This is a genomic window from Novosphingobium acidiphilum DSM 19966 (assembly GCF_000429005.1).
GTDB lineage: Bacteria > Pseudomonadota > Alphaproteobacteria > Sphingomonadales > Sphingomonadaceae > Novosphingobium > Novosphingobium acidiphilum.
The window spans coordinates 52,027-68,901 of the sequence record NZ_AUBA01000009.1 but is presented as its reverse complement, the minus strand read 5'-3'; the positions used below and the strand labels follow the sequence as shown (position 1 = coordinate 68,901).

Annotated in this window: 16 protein-coding genes; 9 read left to right on the top strand and 7 right to left on the bottom strand. The window is 65.5% G+C overall.

The window, feature by feature from the left end:
• The first annotated feature begins 170 nt into the window (after positions 1 to 170).
• The 3 genes from rpsA (at position 171) to G404_RS0109670 (ending at position 3,942) form a co-directional block, all read left to right on the top strand.
• Entirely contained in the window at positions 171 to 1,895 is a 1,725-nt protein-coding gene (rpsA, locus tag G404_RS0109680; protein ID WP_028640899.1) for a 30S ribosomal protein S1, read from the top strand.
• 221 nt (positions 1,896 to 2,116) lie between these two features.
• Entirely contained in the window at positions 2,117 to 2,881 is a 765-nt protein-coding gene (gene gloB, locus G404_RS0109675) for a hydroxyacylglutathione hydrolase (RefSeq protein WP_028640898.1), read from the top strand.
• Between the two features lie 23 nt (positions 2,882 to 2,904).
• Entirely contained in the window at positions 2,905 to 3,942 is a 1,038-nt protein-coding gene (locus G404_RS0109670; RefSeq protein WP_051280477.1) for a LacI family DNA-binding transcriptional regulator, read from the top strand.
• Between the two features lie 35 nt (positions 3,943 to 3,977).
• On the opposite strand, the gene eat is transcribed toward G404_RS0109670, so the two are convergent.
• The 3 genes from eat to G404_RS0109655 are packed head-to-tail and all read right to left on the bottom strand — an operon-like array spanning position 3,978 to position 7,496.
• On the bottom strand, positions 3,978 to 5,318 hold the full coding sequence (gene eat, locus G404_RS18720; protein WP_036520994.1) for an ethanolamine permease: 1,341 nt from the start codon (positions 5,316 to 5,318) through the stop codon (positions 3,978 to 3,980).
• The gene (gene eutC / locus G404_RS0109660; RefSeq protein ID WP_028640896.1) at positions 5,311 to 6,102 is read right to left on the bottom strand and encodes an ethanolamine ammonia-lyase subunit EutC; all 792 of its coding nucleotides are present in this window, start codon (positions 6,100 to 6,102) and stop codon (positions 5,311 to 5,313) included. The genes eat and eutC overlap by 8 nt, the downstream gene beginning before the upstream one ends.
• The gene (locus G404_RS0109655) at positions 6,099 to 7,496 is read right to left on the bottom strand and encodes an ethanolamine ammonia-lyase subunit EutB (RefSeq protein ID WP_028640895.1); all 1,398 of its coding nucleotides are present in this window, start codon (positions 7,494 to 7,496) and stop codon (positions 6,099 to 6,101) included. Before G404_RS0109655 ends, eutC begins: the two co-directional genes overlap by 4 nt.
• Before the next feature lie 97 nt (positions 7,497 to 7,593).
• Here G404_RS0109655 and G404_RS0109650 point away from each other — a divergent pair, with 97 nt between their 5' ends.
• On the top strand, positions 7,594 to 8,418 hold the full coding sequence (locus G404_RS0109650) for a kinase (RefSeq protein WP_028640894.1): 825 nt from the start codon (positions 7,594 to 7,596) through the stop codon (positions 8,416 to 8,418).
• A 9-nt stretch (positions 8,419 to 8,427) separates the two neighbouring features.
• On the opposite strand, the gene G404_RS0109645 is transcribed toward G404_RS0109650, so the two are convergent.
• From G404_RS0109645 to G404_RS0109630, 4 genes are all read right to left on the bottom strand, one after another.
• Entirely contained in the window at positions 8,428 to 8,985 is a 558-nt protein-coding gene (locus tag G404_RS0109645) for a winged helix DNA-binding protein (RefSeq protein WP_028640893.1), read from the bottom strand.
• A gap of 28 nt (positions 8,986 to 9,013) precedes the next feature.
• On the bottom strand, positions 9,014 to 9,460 hold the full coding sequence (locus G404_RS0109640; protein WP_028640892.1) for a hypothetical protein: 447 nt from the start codon (positions 9,458 to 9,460) through the stop codon (positions 9,014 to 9,016).
• A gap of 44 nt (positions 9,461 to 9,504) precedes the next feature.
• The gene (locus G404_RS20850; protein WP_245584473.1) at positions 9,505 to 9,909 is read right to left on the bottom strand and encodes a hypothetical protein; all 405 of its coding nucleotides are present in this window, start codon (positions 9,907 to 9,909) and stop codon (positions 9,505 to 9,507) included.
• Positions 9,910 to 9,999: 90 nt separating this feature from the next.
• Positions 10,000 to 10,581: a helix-turn-helix transcriptional regulator gene (locus G404_RS0109630; RefSeq protein WP_245584472.1), complete on the bottom strand. Its 582-nt coding sequence runs from the start codon at positions 10,579 to 10,581 to the stop codon at positions 10,000 to 10,002.
• A 271-nt stretch (positions 10,582 to 10,852) separates the two neighbouring features.
• On the opposite strand from G404_RS0109630, the gene G404_RS0109625 reads away from it, so the two are divergent.
• The 5 genes from G404_RS0109625 to G404_RS0109605 all read left to right on the top strand — a co-directional run bounded on the left by G404_RS0109625 (position 10,853) and on the right by G404_RS0109605 (position 16,868).
• The gene (locus tag G404_RS0109625; protein ID WP_156906262.1) at positions 10,853 to 12,502 is read left to right on the top strand and encodes a sensor histidine kinase; all 1,650 of its coding nucleotides are present in this window, start codon (positions 10,853 to 10,855) and stop codon (positions 12,500 to 12,502) included.
• Between the two features lies 1 nt (position 12,503).
• The gene (locus tag G404_RS0109620) at positions 12,504 to 13,178 is read left to right on the top strand and encodes a response regulator (protein ID WP_245584471.1); all 675 of its coding nucleotides are present in this window, start codon (positions 12,504 to 12,506) and stop codon (positions 13,176 to 13,178) included.
• Between the two features lie 126 nt (positions 13,179 to 13,304).
• Positions 13,305 to 13,691 carry a hypothetical protein gene (locus G404_RS0109615; RefSeq protein WP_036520993.1) on the top strand — a complete coding sequence of 129 codons (387 nt, stop codon included), beginning with the start codon at positions 13,305 to 13,307 and terminating at the stop codon, positions 13,689 to 13,691.
• A 127-nt stretch (positions 13,692 to 13,818) separates the two neighbouring features.
• Positions 13,819 to 15,540: a type I secretion system permease/ATPase gene (locus tag G404_RS0109610; protein WP_036520991.1), complete on the top strand. Its 1,722-nt coding sequence runs from the start codon at positions 13,819 to 13,821 to the stop codon at positions 15,538 to 15,540.
• Positions 15,537 to 16,868: an HlyD family type I secretion periplasmic adaptor subunit gene (locus G404_RS0109605; RefSeq protein ID WP_051280471.1), complete on the top strand. Its 1,332-nt coding sequence runs from the start codon at positions 15,537 to 15,539 to the stop codon at positions 16,866 to 16,868. Before G404_RS0109610 ends, G404_RS0109605 begins: the two co-directional genes overlap by 4 nt.
• Positions 16,869 to 16,875: the final 7 nt, after the last annotated feature.

Genomic DNA, 16,875 nt, shown 5'->3' with positions numbered 1-16,875 from the left:
CCGGAAACATCTGGTGGAATACCCGCCTCGGCATCCGGCCCGGCGGGTGGTTCGGCCCTTTTACCCCGCGGGCGAATCTTTCGCCATCTTTTACGATCATGCGCGGACGAAAGACCGGCGGAGACAACCGCCTGGCCGGAAATACATACCAACAGGACTGAAACAGACTTATGTCGTCCAACCCCACGCGCGATGATTTTGCCGCGCTGCTTGACGAAACGCTGGGTTCGGCTGCCAACGGCGGCTTTGAAGGCCGCGTCGTCAAAGGCACCGTAACCGCCATCGAAAACGACAAGGCCGTGATCGACGTCGGCCTCAAGAGCGAAGGCCGCGTGCCCTTGCGCGAATTCGCCAGCCCCGGCATGCCGCACGGCCTTTCGGTCGGTGACGAAGTCGAAGTGTTTGTCGACCGCGTCGAAAACGCCGACGGCGAAGCGATGCTCAGCCGCGATCGCGCGCGCCGCGAAGCCGCCTGGGACAAGCTTGAAAACGAATTCGGCGAAGGCAAGCGCGTTGAAGGCGTGATCTTCGGCCGCGTCAAGGGTGGCTTCACCGTCGATCTTGACGGCGCCGTGGCCTTCCTGCCCGGCAGCCAGGTCGACATCCGTCCGGTGCGCGATGTGCAGCCGCTGATGGATATTCCCCAGCCGTTCCAGATCCTCAAGATGGATCGCCGCCGCGGCAACATCGTCGTTTCGCGTCGTGCGGTGCTGGAAGAAACCCGCGCCGAACAGCGTTCGGGTCTGATCCAGAACCTGAAGGAAGCGCAGATCATCGACGGCGTGGTCAAGAACATCACCGATTACGGTGCGTTCGTTGATCTGGGCGGTATCGACGGCCTGCTGCATGTCACCGACATGAGCTACAAGCGCGTCAACCACCCGTCGGAAGTGATCGCCATCGGCGATACCGTGCGCGTGCAGATCATCCGCATCAACCAGGACACCCAGCGCATCAGCCTGGGCATGAAGCAGCTGGAAAGCGATCCGTGGGAAGGCGTTGCCGCCAAGTACCCGGTTGGCGCCAAGCTGTCGGGCACGGTTACGAACATCACCGAATACGGTGCGTTCGTCGAACTCGAAGCCGGCATCGAAGGCCTGGTCCACGTTTCGGAAATGAGCTGGACCAAAAAGAACGTCCACCCCGGCAAGATCGTTTCGACCAGCCAGGAAGTCGACGTCATGGTGCTCGAAGTCGACAGCGACAAGCGCCGCATCTCGCTGGGCCTCAAGCAGGCGCAGCAGAACCCCTGGGAAGGCTTTGCCGAACGTCACCCGGTCGGCTCGATCGTTGAAGGCGAAGTCAAGAACGCCACCGAATTCGGTCTGTTCATCGGTCTCGACGGCGACGTCGACGGCATGGTGCACATGTCGGACATCGCCTGGGGCATTTCGGGCGAAGACGCGCTGGCGCTTCATCGCAAGGGCGAAGAAGTCAAGGCCGTGGTGCTCGACGTCGATGTCGACAAGGAACGCATCAGCCTGGGCATGAAGCAGCTTGAAAAGGGTGCACCGGCGGCTGCCGTTGCCACCACCAGCGGCGGTGCCGCTGCCGCGCCGAGCAATGCTTTGCGCCGCAACGAAGTCGTGACCGTGACCGTGCTCGAAGTGCGCGATGGCGGCCTGGAAGTTCAGGCCGGCGAAGATGGTGCCACCGGCTTCATCAAGCGCAGCGACCTTGGCCGCGACCGCGACGAACAGCGCCCCGACCGTTTCCAGGTCGGCCAGAAGCTGGACGCCATGGTCACCGGTTTCGACCGCTCGAAAAAGCCGACCTTCTCGGTCAAGGCGCGTCAGCTGGCCGAAGAAAAGGAAGCCGTGGAACAGTACGGTTCGTCGGATGCCGGCGCTTCGCTGGGCGACATCCTGGGTGCAGCGCTCAAGGCACAGCGCTAACCCGGCCGTCCGGATTCAGGCGAAGTTTGCAAAGCAGACTGCCGGCCTGAATCCGGCTCAGCGGCCGGGTCGGCCAGCTGGCAGCAGGCCCGACTGACGTCACGGGATTTGCGCCCGTGACGGGGCCGGCGAAGGACCAGGCCAACCGCACATGCAAAAGCCCGTCGGTGCAAACCGGCGGGCTTTTGCTTTGTCGGCGCCCATGGGCTAGGATCGTGATCATGACCCTGATCGTCCACCAGTTCGCCTGCCTGTCCGACAATTACGGCTATCTCGTCCATGATCCGGCCAGCGGTGAAACCGTGGCGATCGACACGCCCGATGCCGATGCCTATCTGGCGCAGGCCAGCGCGCGCGGCTGGCGCATCACGCAGATCTGGAACACCCACTGGCACCCCGATCACGCCGGCGGGAACGAGGCGATCAAGGCGCAGACCGGATGCCTGATCGTGGCACCCGAAGCCGAATCGGCGCGCATTGCCGGGATCGACCGCACCGTCATGCAGGGCGACACCGTCTTGCTGGGTGATTTTGCCGCGCAAGTGATCGATGTCGGCGGACACACGCTGGGGCATGTTGCCTATCACCTGCCACAGGCGGGTATCGCATTTGTTGGCGACAGCCTGTTTGCGCTGGGCTGCGGGCGCATGTTCGAGGGCACAGCACCCCAGTTCTGGGCCAGCCTGCAGCGATTGAAAGCGTTGCCGGGCGAAACGCTGATCTATTGCGCGCACGAATACACCGCCAGCAACGCGCGCTTTGCGCTGCATGCCGACCCCGAAAATGCCGCCCTGGCCGACTATGCCGCGCAAATCACCGCGCTGCGCGCAACCGGGCAACCGACCGTACCCACAGTCCTGTCACGCGAATTGGCCACCAACCCCTTCCTTCGTGCCGATGATCCGGGCATGGAGGCGCGCTGGGGTGGCGGTGATGCCGTGGCCACCTTTGCCGCGTTGCGCGCGGCGAAGGACAGCTTTCGCTGATCGCTGCGGGGGGGAAGATCGCAATGTCGGATAAACGTCCAGAAAACCGGATCGTCCGGGTAACCTCGTTTGACGTCGCCGAGGCCGCCGGCGTCAGCCAGTCAACGGTCAGCCGCGCGCTGGCCGGCGACACCTCGATCAGCGAACCGACACGCAAGCGGGTGATCGAGGCCGCAGCCCGGCTGAACTATCAGGTGGACGAAAACGCCGCACGCCTGCGGCGCGGCCGCACCGGCACATTGGCGCTGGTGATGATCTGCCGCCCCGGGCAGGATCGCAAAGATCTGAATCCGTTCTATTTCGCGCTGCTGGGCAGCACGTGCGCGGCCGCCGCCGCGCGCGGTTATGAAGTGCTGGTGGCGTTTCAGGACAGCCCGGCCAATTTCTGGGGCCATTTCCAGGAACGGCGCAAGGCCGACGGAATGATTGTGATCGGCACCAGCGAAAACACCGCGGCCTGGGATTATTTCGGCCAGTTGGGCGAAGGCAACCACTGGGTTTGCTGGGGCGCACCCAGCGATGCCTTTCCCTGGGTGCGCAGCGACAACCATGCCGGTGCGATGCTGGCCACGCGCCACCTGCTGGTGCGCGGATACCGCAATATCGTGTGCATCGGGTCGGAAACATCGCCGCAGCGCCAGTTCAAGGAACGGTTCGACGGCTATTCGGCGGCGATGCGCGATGCCGGGCTGGAACCTGTGCTGCAACGCATCGAGCGTGGGCTCGAGCGCGAGGAACAGGGCCGCCGCGCCACCGCCGCACTGATCGACAGCGGGCGTCCATTCGACGCGATCTTTGGCGTCAGCGACGAAATCGCGCTGGGCGGTCTGAAGGAACTGACCACGCGCGGGTTGCGCGTGCCCGACGATATCGGCGTTGTCGGGTTTGACGGCGTGCGCGCCGGGGCCTGGTCAAATCCGCAGCTGACCACGGTCGAAAGCGATTTCGAAGTGGCCGGATCGCTGCTGGTCGATCGCCTGATCGCCACGATCGGCGGCGAGGCCCCCTCGCCCCGCCGCGTGCCGGTACAACTGATCGTGCGCGGTTCAACCCGCGCGTAATCGCGGCAAAGCCGGCCGCGTTCGCGCCACGCCGCCTAGCGCCTGCGCAAGATCAGCGAACCGCCCACGAGCAAGGCCATGACGGCCACAAAGATCGCCGCGATTTCGCGATTGGTCCACACCATCGTCACCAGCGCGACGCTGGCCATGACCAAGGCAAAGCCCGGCGCAAAAGGATAGGCCGGCGCCATGAACGGGCGCTTCAGCCCCGGTTCGGTCGTGCGCAGCCGGAACAGCGCGGCCATGGCGACGATATACATGGTCAAGGCGCCCAGCGCCGACAACGTGACCACGCTGGCGGTCAGCGATTGCCCGGCGATATGAACGACGTTGTCCGACCAGATCGTCGCCACGCCGACCACTCCGCCCGCGATCGTCGCCACATCCGGTGTGTGAAACCGCGGATGCAACCGGGCAAACCCGCGCGGCAGAAAGCCCGCGCGCGCCAGTGCAAAGATCTGCCGGGCATACCCCATGATGATGCCATGAAATGACGCGACCAGGCCGAACAGCCCCAGCCACACCAGCATGTGCAGCCATCCGCTCGAACTGCCCACGCTGCGCTTCATCGCCTGGGGCAGCGGATCGTTGATATTGGCAATCTGGGTCCAGTCGCCCGATCCGCCCGCCAGCAGCATCACCCCGAACGCCAGCGCCACCAGCGTAAGAATGCCCGAGATATAGGCGCGCGGGATCGTGCGACGCGGATCGCGCGCCTCTTCGGCGGCCATCGCCACGCCCTCGATCGCCAGAAAGAACCAGATCGCAAAGGGCAGCGCGGCAAACATGCCGCCGATCGCGGCCAGGGTGAAATGGTCGTGCCCGGCCCAGCCGCCCGCGACAAAGTTCGACCAGCGGAACGACGGCAGCACCACGCCCATGAACACCAGCAATTCACCCACCGCCAACAGCGTTACAAACAGCTCGAACGTGGCGGCGATCTGCACGCCTACAATGTTGAGCGCGATGAACACGACATAGGCGCCGGTTGCCGCGTGGACCGGTTCCATCCACGGAAACTGGACTTTGAGATAGGACCCGATGGCCAGCGCAATCGCGGGCGGCGCAAACACGAATTCGACCAGTGTGGAAAACCCGGCAACAGCCCCGCCCACCGGGCCGAACGCGCGGTTGGCATAGGCAAACGGGCCGCCGGCATGCGGGATCGCGGTGGTCAATTCGGTGAACGAGAAGATGAAGGCCACATACATCGCCGCAACCAGCACCGTCGCCACCAGAAACCCGAGCGTGCCCGCGCTGGCCCAGCCATAGCTCCAGCCGAAATATTCGCCCGAAATGACCAGCCCCACCGCAATGCCCCAAAGATGAAACACGCCCAGCCGCTGTTGCAGTCCGGAACCCGAAGCGTCAGTCATCCAGGGCATCCTGTTCGAGAAAGGGTGGCGGCAGCGCTTCGCCGGGGTCTTTCAGATCGACGCCCGACAGGCCGCGCCGCAGCGATTCGCGCAGCAGCCGCCCCAGCACGGCAGCCGCCGCGTCGGGCGACAGGCCACCGCGGGCGTGCACGTTGGAAATGCAATTGCGTTCGCTGTCGGCCCGGCCGATGCGCGGGTCATGGGTCATATAGATGCCCAGGCTGTCGGCCACGCTCAGCCCCGGGCGTTCACCGATTACCATGATCACCATCCGCGCCGACAGCACCGCGCCAATCGCATCGCCCAGCGCAACGCGCGCACCGCGCGCCACCACCACCGGGGCCAGGCTGAGACCATGCAGTTGGGCCACCAGCGCGCGCACCAGCGTGACCGCGCCCGCCTGGACGCCCGTGGCCGACAACCCGTCACCGACAACAATCGCCACATCGCGCCCGCCAAGCGCCGGATCGGCCGCGATGGCCTGCGCCAGTCGCGCAGCACCATTGTCCGACAGGCGCCGTCCCAGATCGGGGCGGCGCAGATAGGCTGCGCGATCGCCCGCCGCGCTGTCCACCACGATCGTCGGCAACGGCGCCAGATCGGCCGCCAGCGCCTCGGCATCGAACGGCGCATGCACCGCATCGCGCGCGCGCGCATGGTCGAGCTGAAACGCCAGCACAGCCTCGAGCGGCAGCGTGTGGCCGACCCGCCCCAGCGCGATCCGTGCGGGCGTGGCCGCGCGCAGCCGCGCCCACAGCGCGCGATCGGCGATGGCGTCGGTCATGCCGCCAGCCCGGTCCCGGTCAGCCGGTGCACCAGCCCCGCCGCGCCATCGCCCAGCGCGCGGATCGACCCATCGGGCGCAAGCAGATCCATCTTCGCCAGCCACGCCTCGAATTCGGGTGCGGCGCGCACCCCCGTCATCGCGCGCAACGCCATGGCATCGTGATACGACAGGCTTTGATAGCTCAGCATCACATCGTCGTTGCCCGGCACGCAGATCAGGAACGTGCAGCCGGCCACGGTCAGCACTGTCATCAGCGTGTCCATGTCGTCCTGGTCGGCCTCGGCGTGGTTGGTGTAACACGCATCGCAGCCCATCGGCAGGCCCAGCAGCTTGCCACAGAAGTGATCCTCAAGCGCGGCGCGGATGATCTCCTTGCCGTCGTAGAGGTATTCGGGCCCGATGAAGCCAACGACGGTGTTGACCAGCAACGGGTCGAACGCTCGCGCCACGCCATAGGCGCGCGCCTCCATCGTCTGTTGATCAATGCCATGATGGGCATTGGCCGACAGCGCCGCACCCTGCCCGGTTTCGAAATACATGACATTGTGCCCGACACTGCCCCGGTTCAGCGACAGCGCGGCGTCGTGCGCCTCGCGCAGCAGCGCAAGGTCGATGCCGAACCCGCGATTGGCCGCCTGGCTGCCCGCGACCGACTGGAACACCAGATCGACCGGGCCACCGCGCGCGATGATTTCCAGCGCATTGGTGACATGGGTCAGCACGCACGTCTGGGTGGGGATGGCATAGCGTTCGCGCAGATCGTCGAGCATCGTCAACAGGCTGAACGCGCCGGGCACGCTGTCGGTGGCGGGGTTGATCCCGATCACCGCATCGCCCACCCCGCAGATCAGCCCATCGAGCACGGCGGCCGCGATCCCGCGCGGATCGTCGGCCGGATGGTTGGGCTGCAACCGCGTCGACACACGCCCGGCCAGCCCGATGGTGTTGCGAAATGCCGTCACCACGCGCACCTTTTGCGCCACCGCGATCAGATCCTGGTTGCGCATCAGTTTCGATACCGCAGCAACCATTTCGGGGGTCAGCCCGTGCGCCACCTGCGCCAGCGCCACGGCATCGGTCTGCGGCAACAGCAGCCAATCGCGCAGATCGCCCACGGTCATGGCTGCAAGCGGGGCAAAGGCTGCGGCATCGTGGGTGTCAACGATCAGCCGGGTCACTTCGTCGGTTTCGTACGGCACCAGCGCGACATCGAGGAATTGGCGCAGCGGCAGATCGGCCAGGACCGACCGTGCGGCAACCCGCTGTGCAGCGCTGTGCGCAGCAAGCCCCGCCAGCGCATCGCCCGACCGCGCCGGCGTTGCGCAAGCCATGACTGCGGCAAGAGTGTCAAAGCGGTGCCGTTCACCGGCAAAGTTGCTGTGATAAAGCATCGAGACCTGCGCGTTCCTTCGATTGCGGTTCAAGCACAAGCCGATGCCCGAGGCGATACCCTTGCAAGGCACTTACCCCCAGGCTAGCCCGGATGTGATGGCCGCCACCCCCGCCCCTGTTGCGCTGAACGCATTGATCGCGCTGGCTGAGCGGCTGCTGTCGCGGCGCGAAGGCATGGTCGTGCTGGGCGTGTCGGGCGCGCAAGGGTCGGGCAAATCGACGCTGGCCGCGGCGCTGCGCAGCCATTTTGCGGGGCGCAGCATCGCCACGGCAACGCTGTCGCTGGATGATCTGTACCACACCCGCGCCATGCGCCAGCGGCTTGCGGCCGAGGTGCATCCGCTGCTGACGACCCGCGGGGTTCCCGGCACCCACGATGTTGCGCTGGGTCTGGCCACGATCGCCGCACTGGCGCGGGGCGAGGCGGTAGCGATGCCACGGTTCGACAAGGCGCGCGACGATCGCAGACCGCCAAGCGAGGCGGACCGGGTGCCGGGGGCCACGCGCCTGCTGCTGTTCGAAGGCTGGTGCCTGGGCGCACGTCCGCAGCCGCAGGCGGATCTGGTCCGGCCGATCAATGCGCTTGAGGCGTCAGACGATCCCGACGGGCGTTGGCGCCGCCATGTCAACGCGGCGCTGGCGGATGGCTATGCGGCGCTGTGGGCCACGATCGATGCCCTGGCCATGCTGCGTGCGCCCGGTTTTGCGGCGGTGGCCGGTTGGCGACGCCAGCAGGAACAGGGCCTGCGCGACGCGGTCGGTGCGGCACCGGGCGTGATGAACGATGCCGAGCTACACCGCTTTGTCGCGCATTATGAACGGATCACGCGCCATCTGTTGATCGATCTGCCCGATCGTGCCGATCTGGTGATCGATCTCGATCCGGACCGCACGCCGATCGGGGTGACGGTGCGGCGCTGATCGCGCCGATCAAGGCCGCACGCCAGGTGTCTGCTGCGCCGCCTCGTCCTGCGCGATGCCGTCGCGCGGATCGCTGCTGGCATCGCCCAGCGCCAGCAGCAGCGTGTCGGCCAGATTGCCCAGAAAGGCTTCCATCACGCCGTGCCCGCGGTCGGTCAGCCGGACAAATGTGCGGCGGCCATCGCGCCCGTCCTCTTCGCGTTCGACCAGCCCGCGCATTTCGAGGATGCGCAGCCAGCGCAGCGCGGTGGTGGGCGGCACATGTGCCCCGATGCAGGCGCTGGTGGTGGGCACGCGGCGGTTTTCGCGCGCGGCAACATACAGATCGAGCAGGATATCCCAGGTCGGTTCACCAAACAGGTCCGCGCTCATGAACCGGGCGCGCCGGCGTCGGCCGGAATAGAATTCGCGCGCCAAGGTCAGCGCCAGGCGCTGCCGGCGGGCCAGCGCCGTGGCATCGACCGCGCTGTGCGGCAGCGACGCGTCGGGTGCGGCGCGCAGCGCGCGTTCGACTTTGCCCGGCCTGGCCGACGCATTGGTGCGCGCTGCCGAAGGACGCGCCGTCATGCCGCGAACCACCGGCACGGCAGCGCGATCATGCCGGACGCCAGGGCGAATAGTGCCCGATCCGCTGCTGGCGCAGCATGTGCGTCCAGGTTCCGATCATTAGCCCGAACAGTTCCAGCAAAGGCGGCACTTGCGTCATGATCCAGTAGCTGCGCCGCGCCTCGTCGATTTCCAGCAATTTGGCAAAATGAGCCATCACCACGATCAGCTGGGTGGCGCAAAGCCACAAGGGCCAGCCGCGGTTCGCCCGCAAAGCCACCCAGGTCATCGTCAGCAAGGACCATACGTCGATCACGAAGTGACCGGGATTGACCTCGAACCATGTCGGGTCTCCAAATATAAGGTGATTGGCAATGTCGAAGCCGCACATTCCCAGAAGGATGATCGCCACCAGCCGTTCCGGTTCATCGCCCTTGCGGGTGGCGAACAGGAACGACAGGCAGATCAGAAGCCGGGTCAACCAGACAAACAGCATGGCGTTCTATCGCAATCGTTGGTTGGCCCGGCCCTGCATGACGATCACGCGGCGATGGGCGCAACCGCGGCGTCCTGCGCCAGCGAAATGTCCGCCGGCAGGGGTCCCGCCAGTTCGGCCGCTTCGGCAGCGTTGTCGGACAAGCCGAAAGCGGGGGTCGGCTTGGGATCATTGCCCAGGCCGGTTTCGACCGCGATATCGTTCAATCGGCCATGCACGCGGGCCAGTTCTCCCCCGGCGTTGAGCATCGCCGCCTGGCTGCGAACCAGCCGCATCAGCGCATCCTGCCCCATATAGGGCGCCACACCGGTTGCCCGGCGCGCATGAACCATTGTGGACAAAAGCTGTGCCTGGCGCAGCAGGGCTTCGTCAAGCGCGTGTTCCGCATTCCTCAGATCGCGGGTGATCCGCTGCTGGGCAACATGTGTGGTCATGTCATTCGTGATCATGTGATGCCTCCCGTCGACACCCCCCGGCGCCGACCCCCTTGGTTACAGCAAAGACGCACGAACAGCCGGGATCAGCCCCCAGGGCAGAGGTCAGCTGTCGAGCATCAGGGAGAGTTCCGAATAGATCGCCAGTCCGCCCAGAATGACCAGGGTCAGGAATACGGTGATCGTCGCAATGGCCCCCAGACGCAGCAACGTGCCGATCCGGCCGTCAAACGCCTCGGGAAGAACGTGATAATACTCTTGCGTCGGCGCATCCGGAACGGGCCTGGCCATCTGTTGTGGCTGGGTTTCAATGCCTGCAGGATTGTCCGGATGAAGCGGCGCAAGTGCCGTATCAGCGTCTTCCCGGCATCCATCCTGATGGGATCGCGGCGGGGGGGCGATATACGACGAGCCATATACGGTTCGTTGATATGCTGCGGGCGTCGTGAATTTACCATGTTGGGCCAGCAGCGTGCGATAAGCCTGGGCCACCTCTGCGCGCGTCGCCACGTTCAGCTTTGCGCGGGCCAGCATGATCCGCTGATCAACGGTATGCGGCGATATCCCCAGCAGGCGCGATATCTCTTTCGAGGTCTTGTGCTGGATTACCAGATCCAGCACTTCGCATTGCTTGCCCGTCAGGCCCATCCATGGGCCGTCAACCACGCGCTCGGTTGAACTGATCAAGTCCCGGTCCCCTGCTGCACATCAAGGCGACACGACCCCTTTGACCCGAGTCTGTCACGCCCAACGCATTAACCATAAGTATATATACGCAATGTGCCTCATCTAGCACGAATCCGTAACGAACGATGAAAAAGGCGGCTGTCGGCGAACGTTTGCCGGGTGGTCTCGTGACGCCCGATGTGCAAGGTTGTCATCGAGGCGAAAAAACGATTGCACTGTGGTGCGAATCGTCAGGATCGGCGAACAAGACATAACCTCGAAGGGTGGCAACTTGAACGGGCAGCGTTTGCTGATCAGACGGACCGCAAGGATTCTGGCGGCAAGCCGATTGATCCTGGCCGTGGTCTTTCTGACCGCGGTGCGCTTCGACCCCAATCACGTGCCATGGGCAGGCGGCCTGATATTCTGGTTGCTGTCGATCTATTTGATCTGGAGCTTTGCTGTTGCGGTCATCGCCTGGCGCGACTGGTGGTGGGATTTTCGTCTTGCCGGAACAGCCCACGCGATCGACATCGCGGTGTTCATCAGCGCGGTGTACCTGACCGAGGCCGGCCACAGCTATGGCAGCAGCCCGTTCATCGCCTTCACCACGCTGATGCTGATCACCGCAATGGCACGCTGGGGCACGCGCGCCGTGGCGTCGACAGGCATTGCGCTGCTGGCGGGCTATGCCATAGCCGGCGGGTTGCTGGGTGCGGCTGGAGGAACCATCGATACCTACCAGTTCGTCCGGCGGATCGCCAACATGGCCGCACTGGTTTTGATTATGCGCTGGTTCGGCAGCGATATGCGCGTGCCGCTGGTCGACACGATGCCCGAACCCGACGGCATACCGGGCAAGCGCAACGATCAGCTTATGGCGGCAGCGCTTGGCTTTGCCCGGGACACGTTCCACGCACACGGCGTGGCGATCGCGTTGATCGGTCAGGATGAAGCCGGTCATGACCTCTATCGCCAGGGCGACGGCGGGTTGCAGCAGCAACGGCTGGACCGGACCGGACTGGCCGACGGGCTTGCCGCCGACGTCGATGCGATGCTGTTCGACGTCGCGCGCCGGCGCCGGATCACCGTGTCACGCGATGGCGAACTGCGGGCCGAAAACGGCGCGTTCGATCTGGCTCTGGCCGATTTGTGCCAGGCATCATCCGGGATCCTTGCGCGCCTGTCGTGTGCCCGGGGCGACTATCTCGTGCTGATCTGGGGCCTGCCGGTTGTCAGCATCGATGACCTGCCCGCGGTTCGCGCAGTCGCGGATGAAGTGGCAATGGCGCTTGACCGCGAAGAGATGGCCACGCTGGCGCAATCGGTTGCCGTGGCCAATGTGCGCAATTCCGTGGCGCGCGATCTGCATGACAGCGCAGCCCAGTTCCTGGCCGGGACATTGTTCCGGCTCGAAGCGTTGCGGCGCTGGATCCGCGAAGGGCGCGATCCCGAGACCGAAATTCTGGCAATGCGCGCGTCGCTGCGCCAGGAACAGGCGCAGTTGCGATCGTTGATCGATCGCCTGCGGCTGGGCATCGAGGCGGATCGATCGATCGATATTGTGGCAGACCTTGCTTCGCTGATACGCGAATTGGGCGATCACTGGCACATTGCCACCACGATCGGGGCGCAGGACCGGCCTTTGCCGGTGTCGATCGAACTGGCCCACGAATTGCGTCTTCTGATCCGCGAGGCGGTGGCCAATGCGGTGCGCCATGGCCAGTGCAGCCGGGTCGATCTGGTGATCGAGCGCGCGAGCGACGGCACCCTGCAAGTGTCGATCGACGACAATGGCAAGGGATTTGACGCCTGCGGTCATGGCTCGTACCCCCGGTCGATCAGCGAACGGATCGCGGCGCTGGGGGGCCAGTTGCGGATCGACAGTTGTGCAGCGGGCGTCAGGCTTGACATTGCGCTGCCACTGCGGATCGCGGCATGAGATGCACGCGCAGCCACCGCGCGAAATGGGGGATGGGGCAATGATTTCCGTGCTGGTTGCCGATGATCACGGCATGATACGGACCGGGGTGGAAGCGGTGCTGCGCGGCAGCCGGTTCCGCATGGTCGCAGGCACCGCCAGTGGCACCGAAACGCTTGATGCCATCGACACGCATGACCCGGCGATTGTCGTTCTCGATATCAACATGCCCGGCATGAACGGCATCGAGACGCTTGAAATCCTGCGCGCGCGTGCCGACCGCCGGCCGGTCGTGCTGTTGACCGCCGATATCACCGACCGCCAACTGGTCAGCGTGATGCGCGCAGGCGTCGATGGCATCGTTGCCAAGGACGGAGCAGCCGATGATCTGATCGCGGCACTGGAGGCGGTGGCAGAGGGCAAAAAGGCGATTGGCCCCGATTTTCTGCAACGCGCGCTCGATCTGACGCTCAATCCCGAACCGGCCGGGCCGCTTGAACGGCTCAATCCGCGCGAACGGCAGATCGCCCGCCTGGTGGCCAAGGGTCTGCGCAATCGCGATATCGGCAAGGCGCTCAATATCGGCGAGGGCACGGTCAAGGTCTATCTGCACGCGATGTACCAGAAGCTGGCGATCGACAACCGCACCGAGCTGGCGCTGCTGGCGGTCAATGACCCCGACACGCCGGACTGTTGAACGCACACCGTGCGACCACACACCTCAGGCACGCTTGCACCCCGACGGTTTTCGCCATTACGTGTGGTTACGTAACCGGGTCATTGCGGATTGCACCTGTCGCCTGGTGTGCGCCATGCCTGTGCCATGCCCATGTCAAACGCAGAGCGGCAACGCCGCTATCGTCAGAAACTGAAATCGCGCGCATCGGGCGACGCACTGGGCGATCGCGCGCGCGATGCCGCCGAACGCGCGATGCTGGCGCTGTGGGCATTCCACGAACGCCCCGCACCCAGTGGATTGCGCTGGTCCGATATCGATGGTTGCACCACTCTGGAGGTATATCGCGGCGAACTGCAGCGTTCGCCTGACAACCTGTTGCAGGCGTGTCGCGCGTTCCTGCCCGATTTCGAAGGGCTGACCGCCAGCGAAGCCCGCGCCATCCGGACCGTGGTTGAAATTTCTGATGCCCTGCGGCTTGCGTCAAGGACGTGGGCCGACGACGTGGTGACAATGCCGCGCGTTGCCGCCTGACGACAAGCCGCCTGCCAGCACGCTATTGCATCACTTCGGTTCCAACTTCGCCTGAACTTGCCGCGAATTATGCCAGATCGTTGGCCATCGCGGGCACCAGCCCGCGCAATGGGGCAAGTTTGGCTGCGTGGATTGGCATGTCCTGACACTGTTTGTGCAGCGCTATCGCGGCCATCTGGGGATGGTTGCGATGGCCAGCGTGCTGATCAACCTGCTGGTCTTTGCGGGCTCTGCCTACATGGTGCTGGTTTATGATTCGGTGCTGCCCAGTCGCAGTGTGCCGACGCTGGTGGCACTGTTTGCCATGCTTGCCATGGTCTATCTGTTTCAGGCCCTGTTCGAGGCGATCCGCGCGGAATTTCTGCTGGGCCTGGCCAACGCGGTGCATGATGATCTGTTTGCCGGCCTGCACCGCGCCACCCTGAACCGGGCGCAGGCCCAGCCGACCGACCGCGATGACGGGCTGCAATTCATCCGCGATCTTGATGCGATCCACGCGTTCCTGGCCGGATCGGGGCCGGTTGCGCTGATCGATCTGCCCTGGGTTGTGCTGTTCATGGCGGTGCTGCTGGGCCTGCATGTCTGGCTGGGGCTGACGGCACTGGGCGGAACGCTGGTGATGGGCGCGCTGGCGCTGTGGTCCAACCTTCGGACCCAGGCCGGATCGCGCGAACTGGCCACTATCACCGGGCGCCGCGCCGCAGCGGCCATGGCCGAAGTGCGCTTTGCCGATGTGGCCCGGGCGATGGGCATGCGCGACCGGCTGATGGCGCGCACGCAGCAATGGGAGCGCGATTTTCTTGCCGCGCAATCGGGGCTGGCACGGACCATGGCGCGGCTGGGCGGGGCCAGCCGGACCTTTCGCATGGTGTTGCAATCGCTGGTCCTGACGATCGGTGCCTTGCTGGTCATCGGCGGGCACGCCAGCGGCGGTGTCATCCTGGCCTCCTCTGTCCTGTCGGGGCGGGCGCTGGCGCCGGTTGACCATGCCATCGCCAACTGGCGCGGCCTGATTGCAGCGCGCGCCGGTTGGGCGCGGGTGGTGGCTGGCATGGCCGCATGGCACGATCCCCCGCCACGTGCGGTACTGCTGGATCCTCCTCGCGCCGAGCTTGCAGTGCGCGATCTGTGGATCGCCCCACCGGGTGCGGCGCGGTTTGCCGTGCAGGGCGTCAGTATGACTGTGCAATCCGGGCAGGTCCTGGCCCTGGTCGGCCCCAGCGCCGCCGGCAAGACCAGTCTGGTGCGCGCCATGCTGGGACTGTCGGCACCAGCGCGCGGCGAAGTGCGGATCGATGGCGCCACACTGGATCAGTGGGATGCGCAGGCTTTGGGCCGCCATTTCGGCTATGTGCCGCAAACGATCGATCTGATCGACGGCACGATCGGCGAAAACATCGCCCGGTTCGATCCTGCGGCGGGATCGGCCGATGTCATTGCCGCAGCACGTGCGGCGGGAATGCACGAGACCATTCTGGCGCTGCCCGACGGATATGACACACGCGTCGGCGCAGGCGGCGGCGAACTGTCGGCGGGACAGCGCCAACGCGTGGGCCTTGCGCGCGCGCTTTATGGCAATCCGTTCCTGCTGGTGCTGGACGAGGCCAATTCCAATCTGGACGCCAGCGGCGATGCCGCGCTGGCCGATGCAGTGGACGCCGTGCGGCGGCGCGGCGGGATCGTGGTGATGATCACGCATCGTCCGGCAACGCTGGGCCCGGCCACGCATATGGCGGTAATGCAACAGGGCCGGCTGATCGATTTTGGATCGCGTGACGCGGTGCTGCAACGTATCGGCGGCGATGCCTTGCGTCCCGTCGGCTGCGATCGCGCCGGACAGGCCGCATGACCAGCGCCAGGCCGGCGGGCAACACGTTTCCACAGCCGTGGCAGGCCCACGACGGCGGCATTGCGCCACCCGCCAGGCTGCGACGGCTGCTGCTGTCGATCAGCGCGGTCTTTGTCCTGTTGACGGTCTTGGCGGCAACCTGCCCGATCGGCGGCGCGGTGATCGCCGCCGGCCAGATTGTGGTGCAGAAACGGGTCAAACGCGTGGCCCACCCCACCGGCGGCGTGATTTCCGCAGTGCTGGTTCACAATGGCGATCACGTGCGCACGGGACAGGTCCTGCTGCGCCTGGATGACCGCGTCAGCGGTGCCGATGCGCACCTGTCAGAGCTGACTGTCGAACAACTGCTGGCGCAAAAGGCGCGCGCCGAGGCCGAGCGGCTGGGTCGGTCGGCCATTGCGTTTCCCGCAGAGCTGGCCGGTGCAACCGGCCCGTCCGCGCCACGGGCGATGGCCGACGAACGTCGTCTGATGGCACTGCACCGGACCGAAACCGCGGGCCTGCAGGCGCAGCTTGCGGCGCGGATCGCACAGGACCAGGCGCAGATCCGGGGGTTTGCCGCGCAGATCGCCGCGCTACAGGAACAACGCCGGTTGATCGAGCGCGAACGCCAGGGCGTGCGCGATCTGTGGGACAGGCAGCTGGTCACGATCAGCCGGATGAACCAGCTTGATCGCAGCGCGGCCGACCTCGACGGATCGATCGGGGCGATGGAGGCGCAGATTGCCCAGACCCGCGCGCGGATCACCGAGGCGCAGGAACAGGCGATCCAGGTGGGGCAAAGCCGCCGCGTGGCGGCAGGCAACGAGCTGGCTGCGATCAACGCCACACTCAATCAGCAGCAGATCCGCAGCGTCACCGCCAGCGACAGCCGCGAACGCAGCGATTTGCGTGCACCATGCGATGGCACCGTCGACAAATTGACGGTCGCTTCTGCCGGCGAGGTGATCCGCCCGGCCGAACCGGTGATGGACATTGTGCCCGACCACGACGCCATGGTGGTGGAGGCGCGGATCAGCCCGGCCGATATCGACCATGTCCACCCGGGCGATATCGCCCGCGTGCGTCTGTCGGGCCTGAACCGCGCCGCAACCCCCGAACTGGCCGGACGGGTGATCTATGTCGCGGCCGACCGCACCGACAACGTCGAACATGGACAAGCCTGGTACCAGGTGCAGATCGCGCTCGATCGCAGGCCCGGCGGCACGCCCGATCTCAAAAGCGGACTGCCCGCCGAGGTGCATATCGCCAGCGGCAGCCGATCGCTGCTGTCCTATCTGATAAGACCGCTGCGTGACCAGCTCGCTCGCGCGTTTCGCGATCCTTAGACCATGC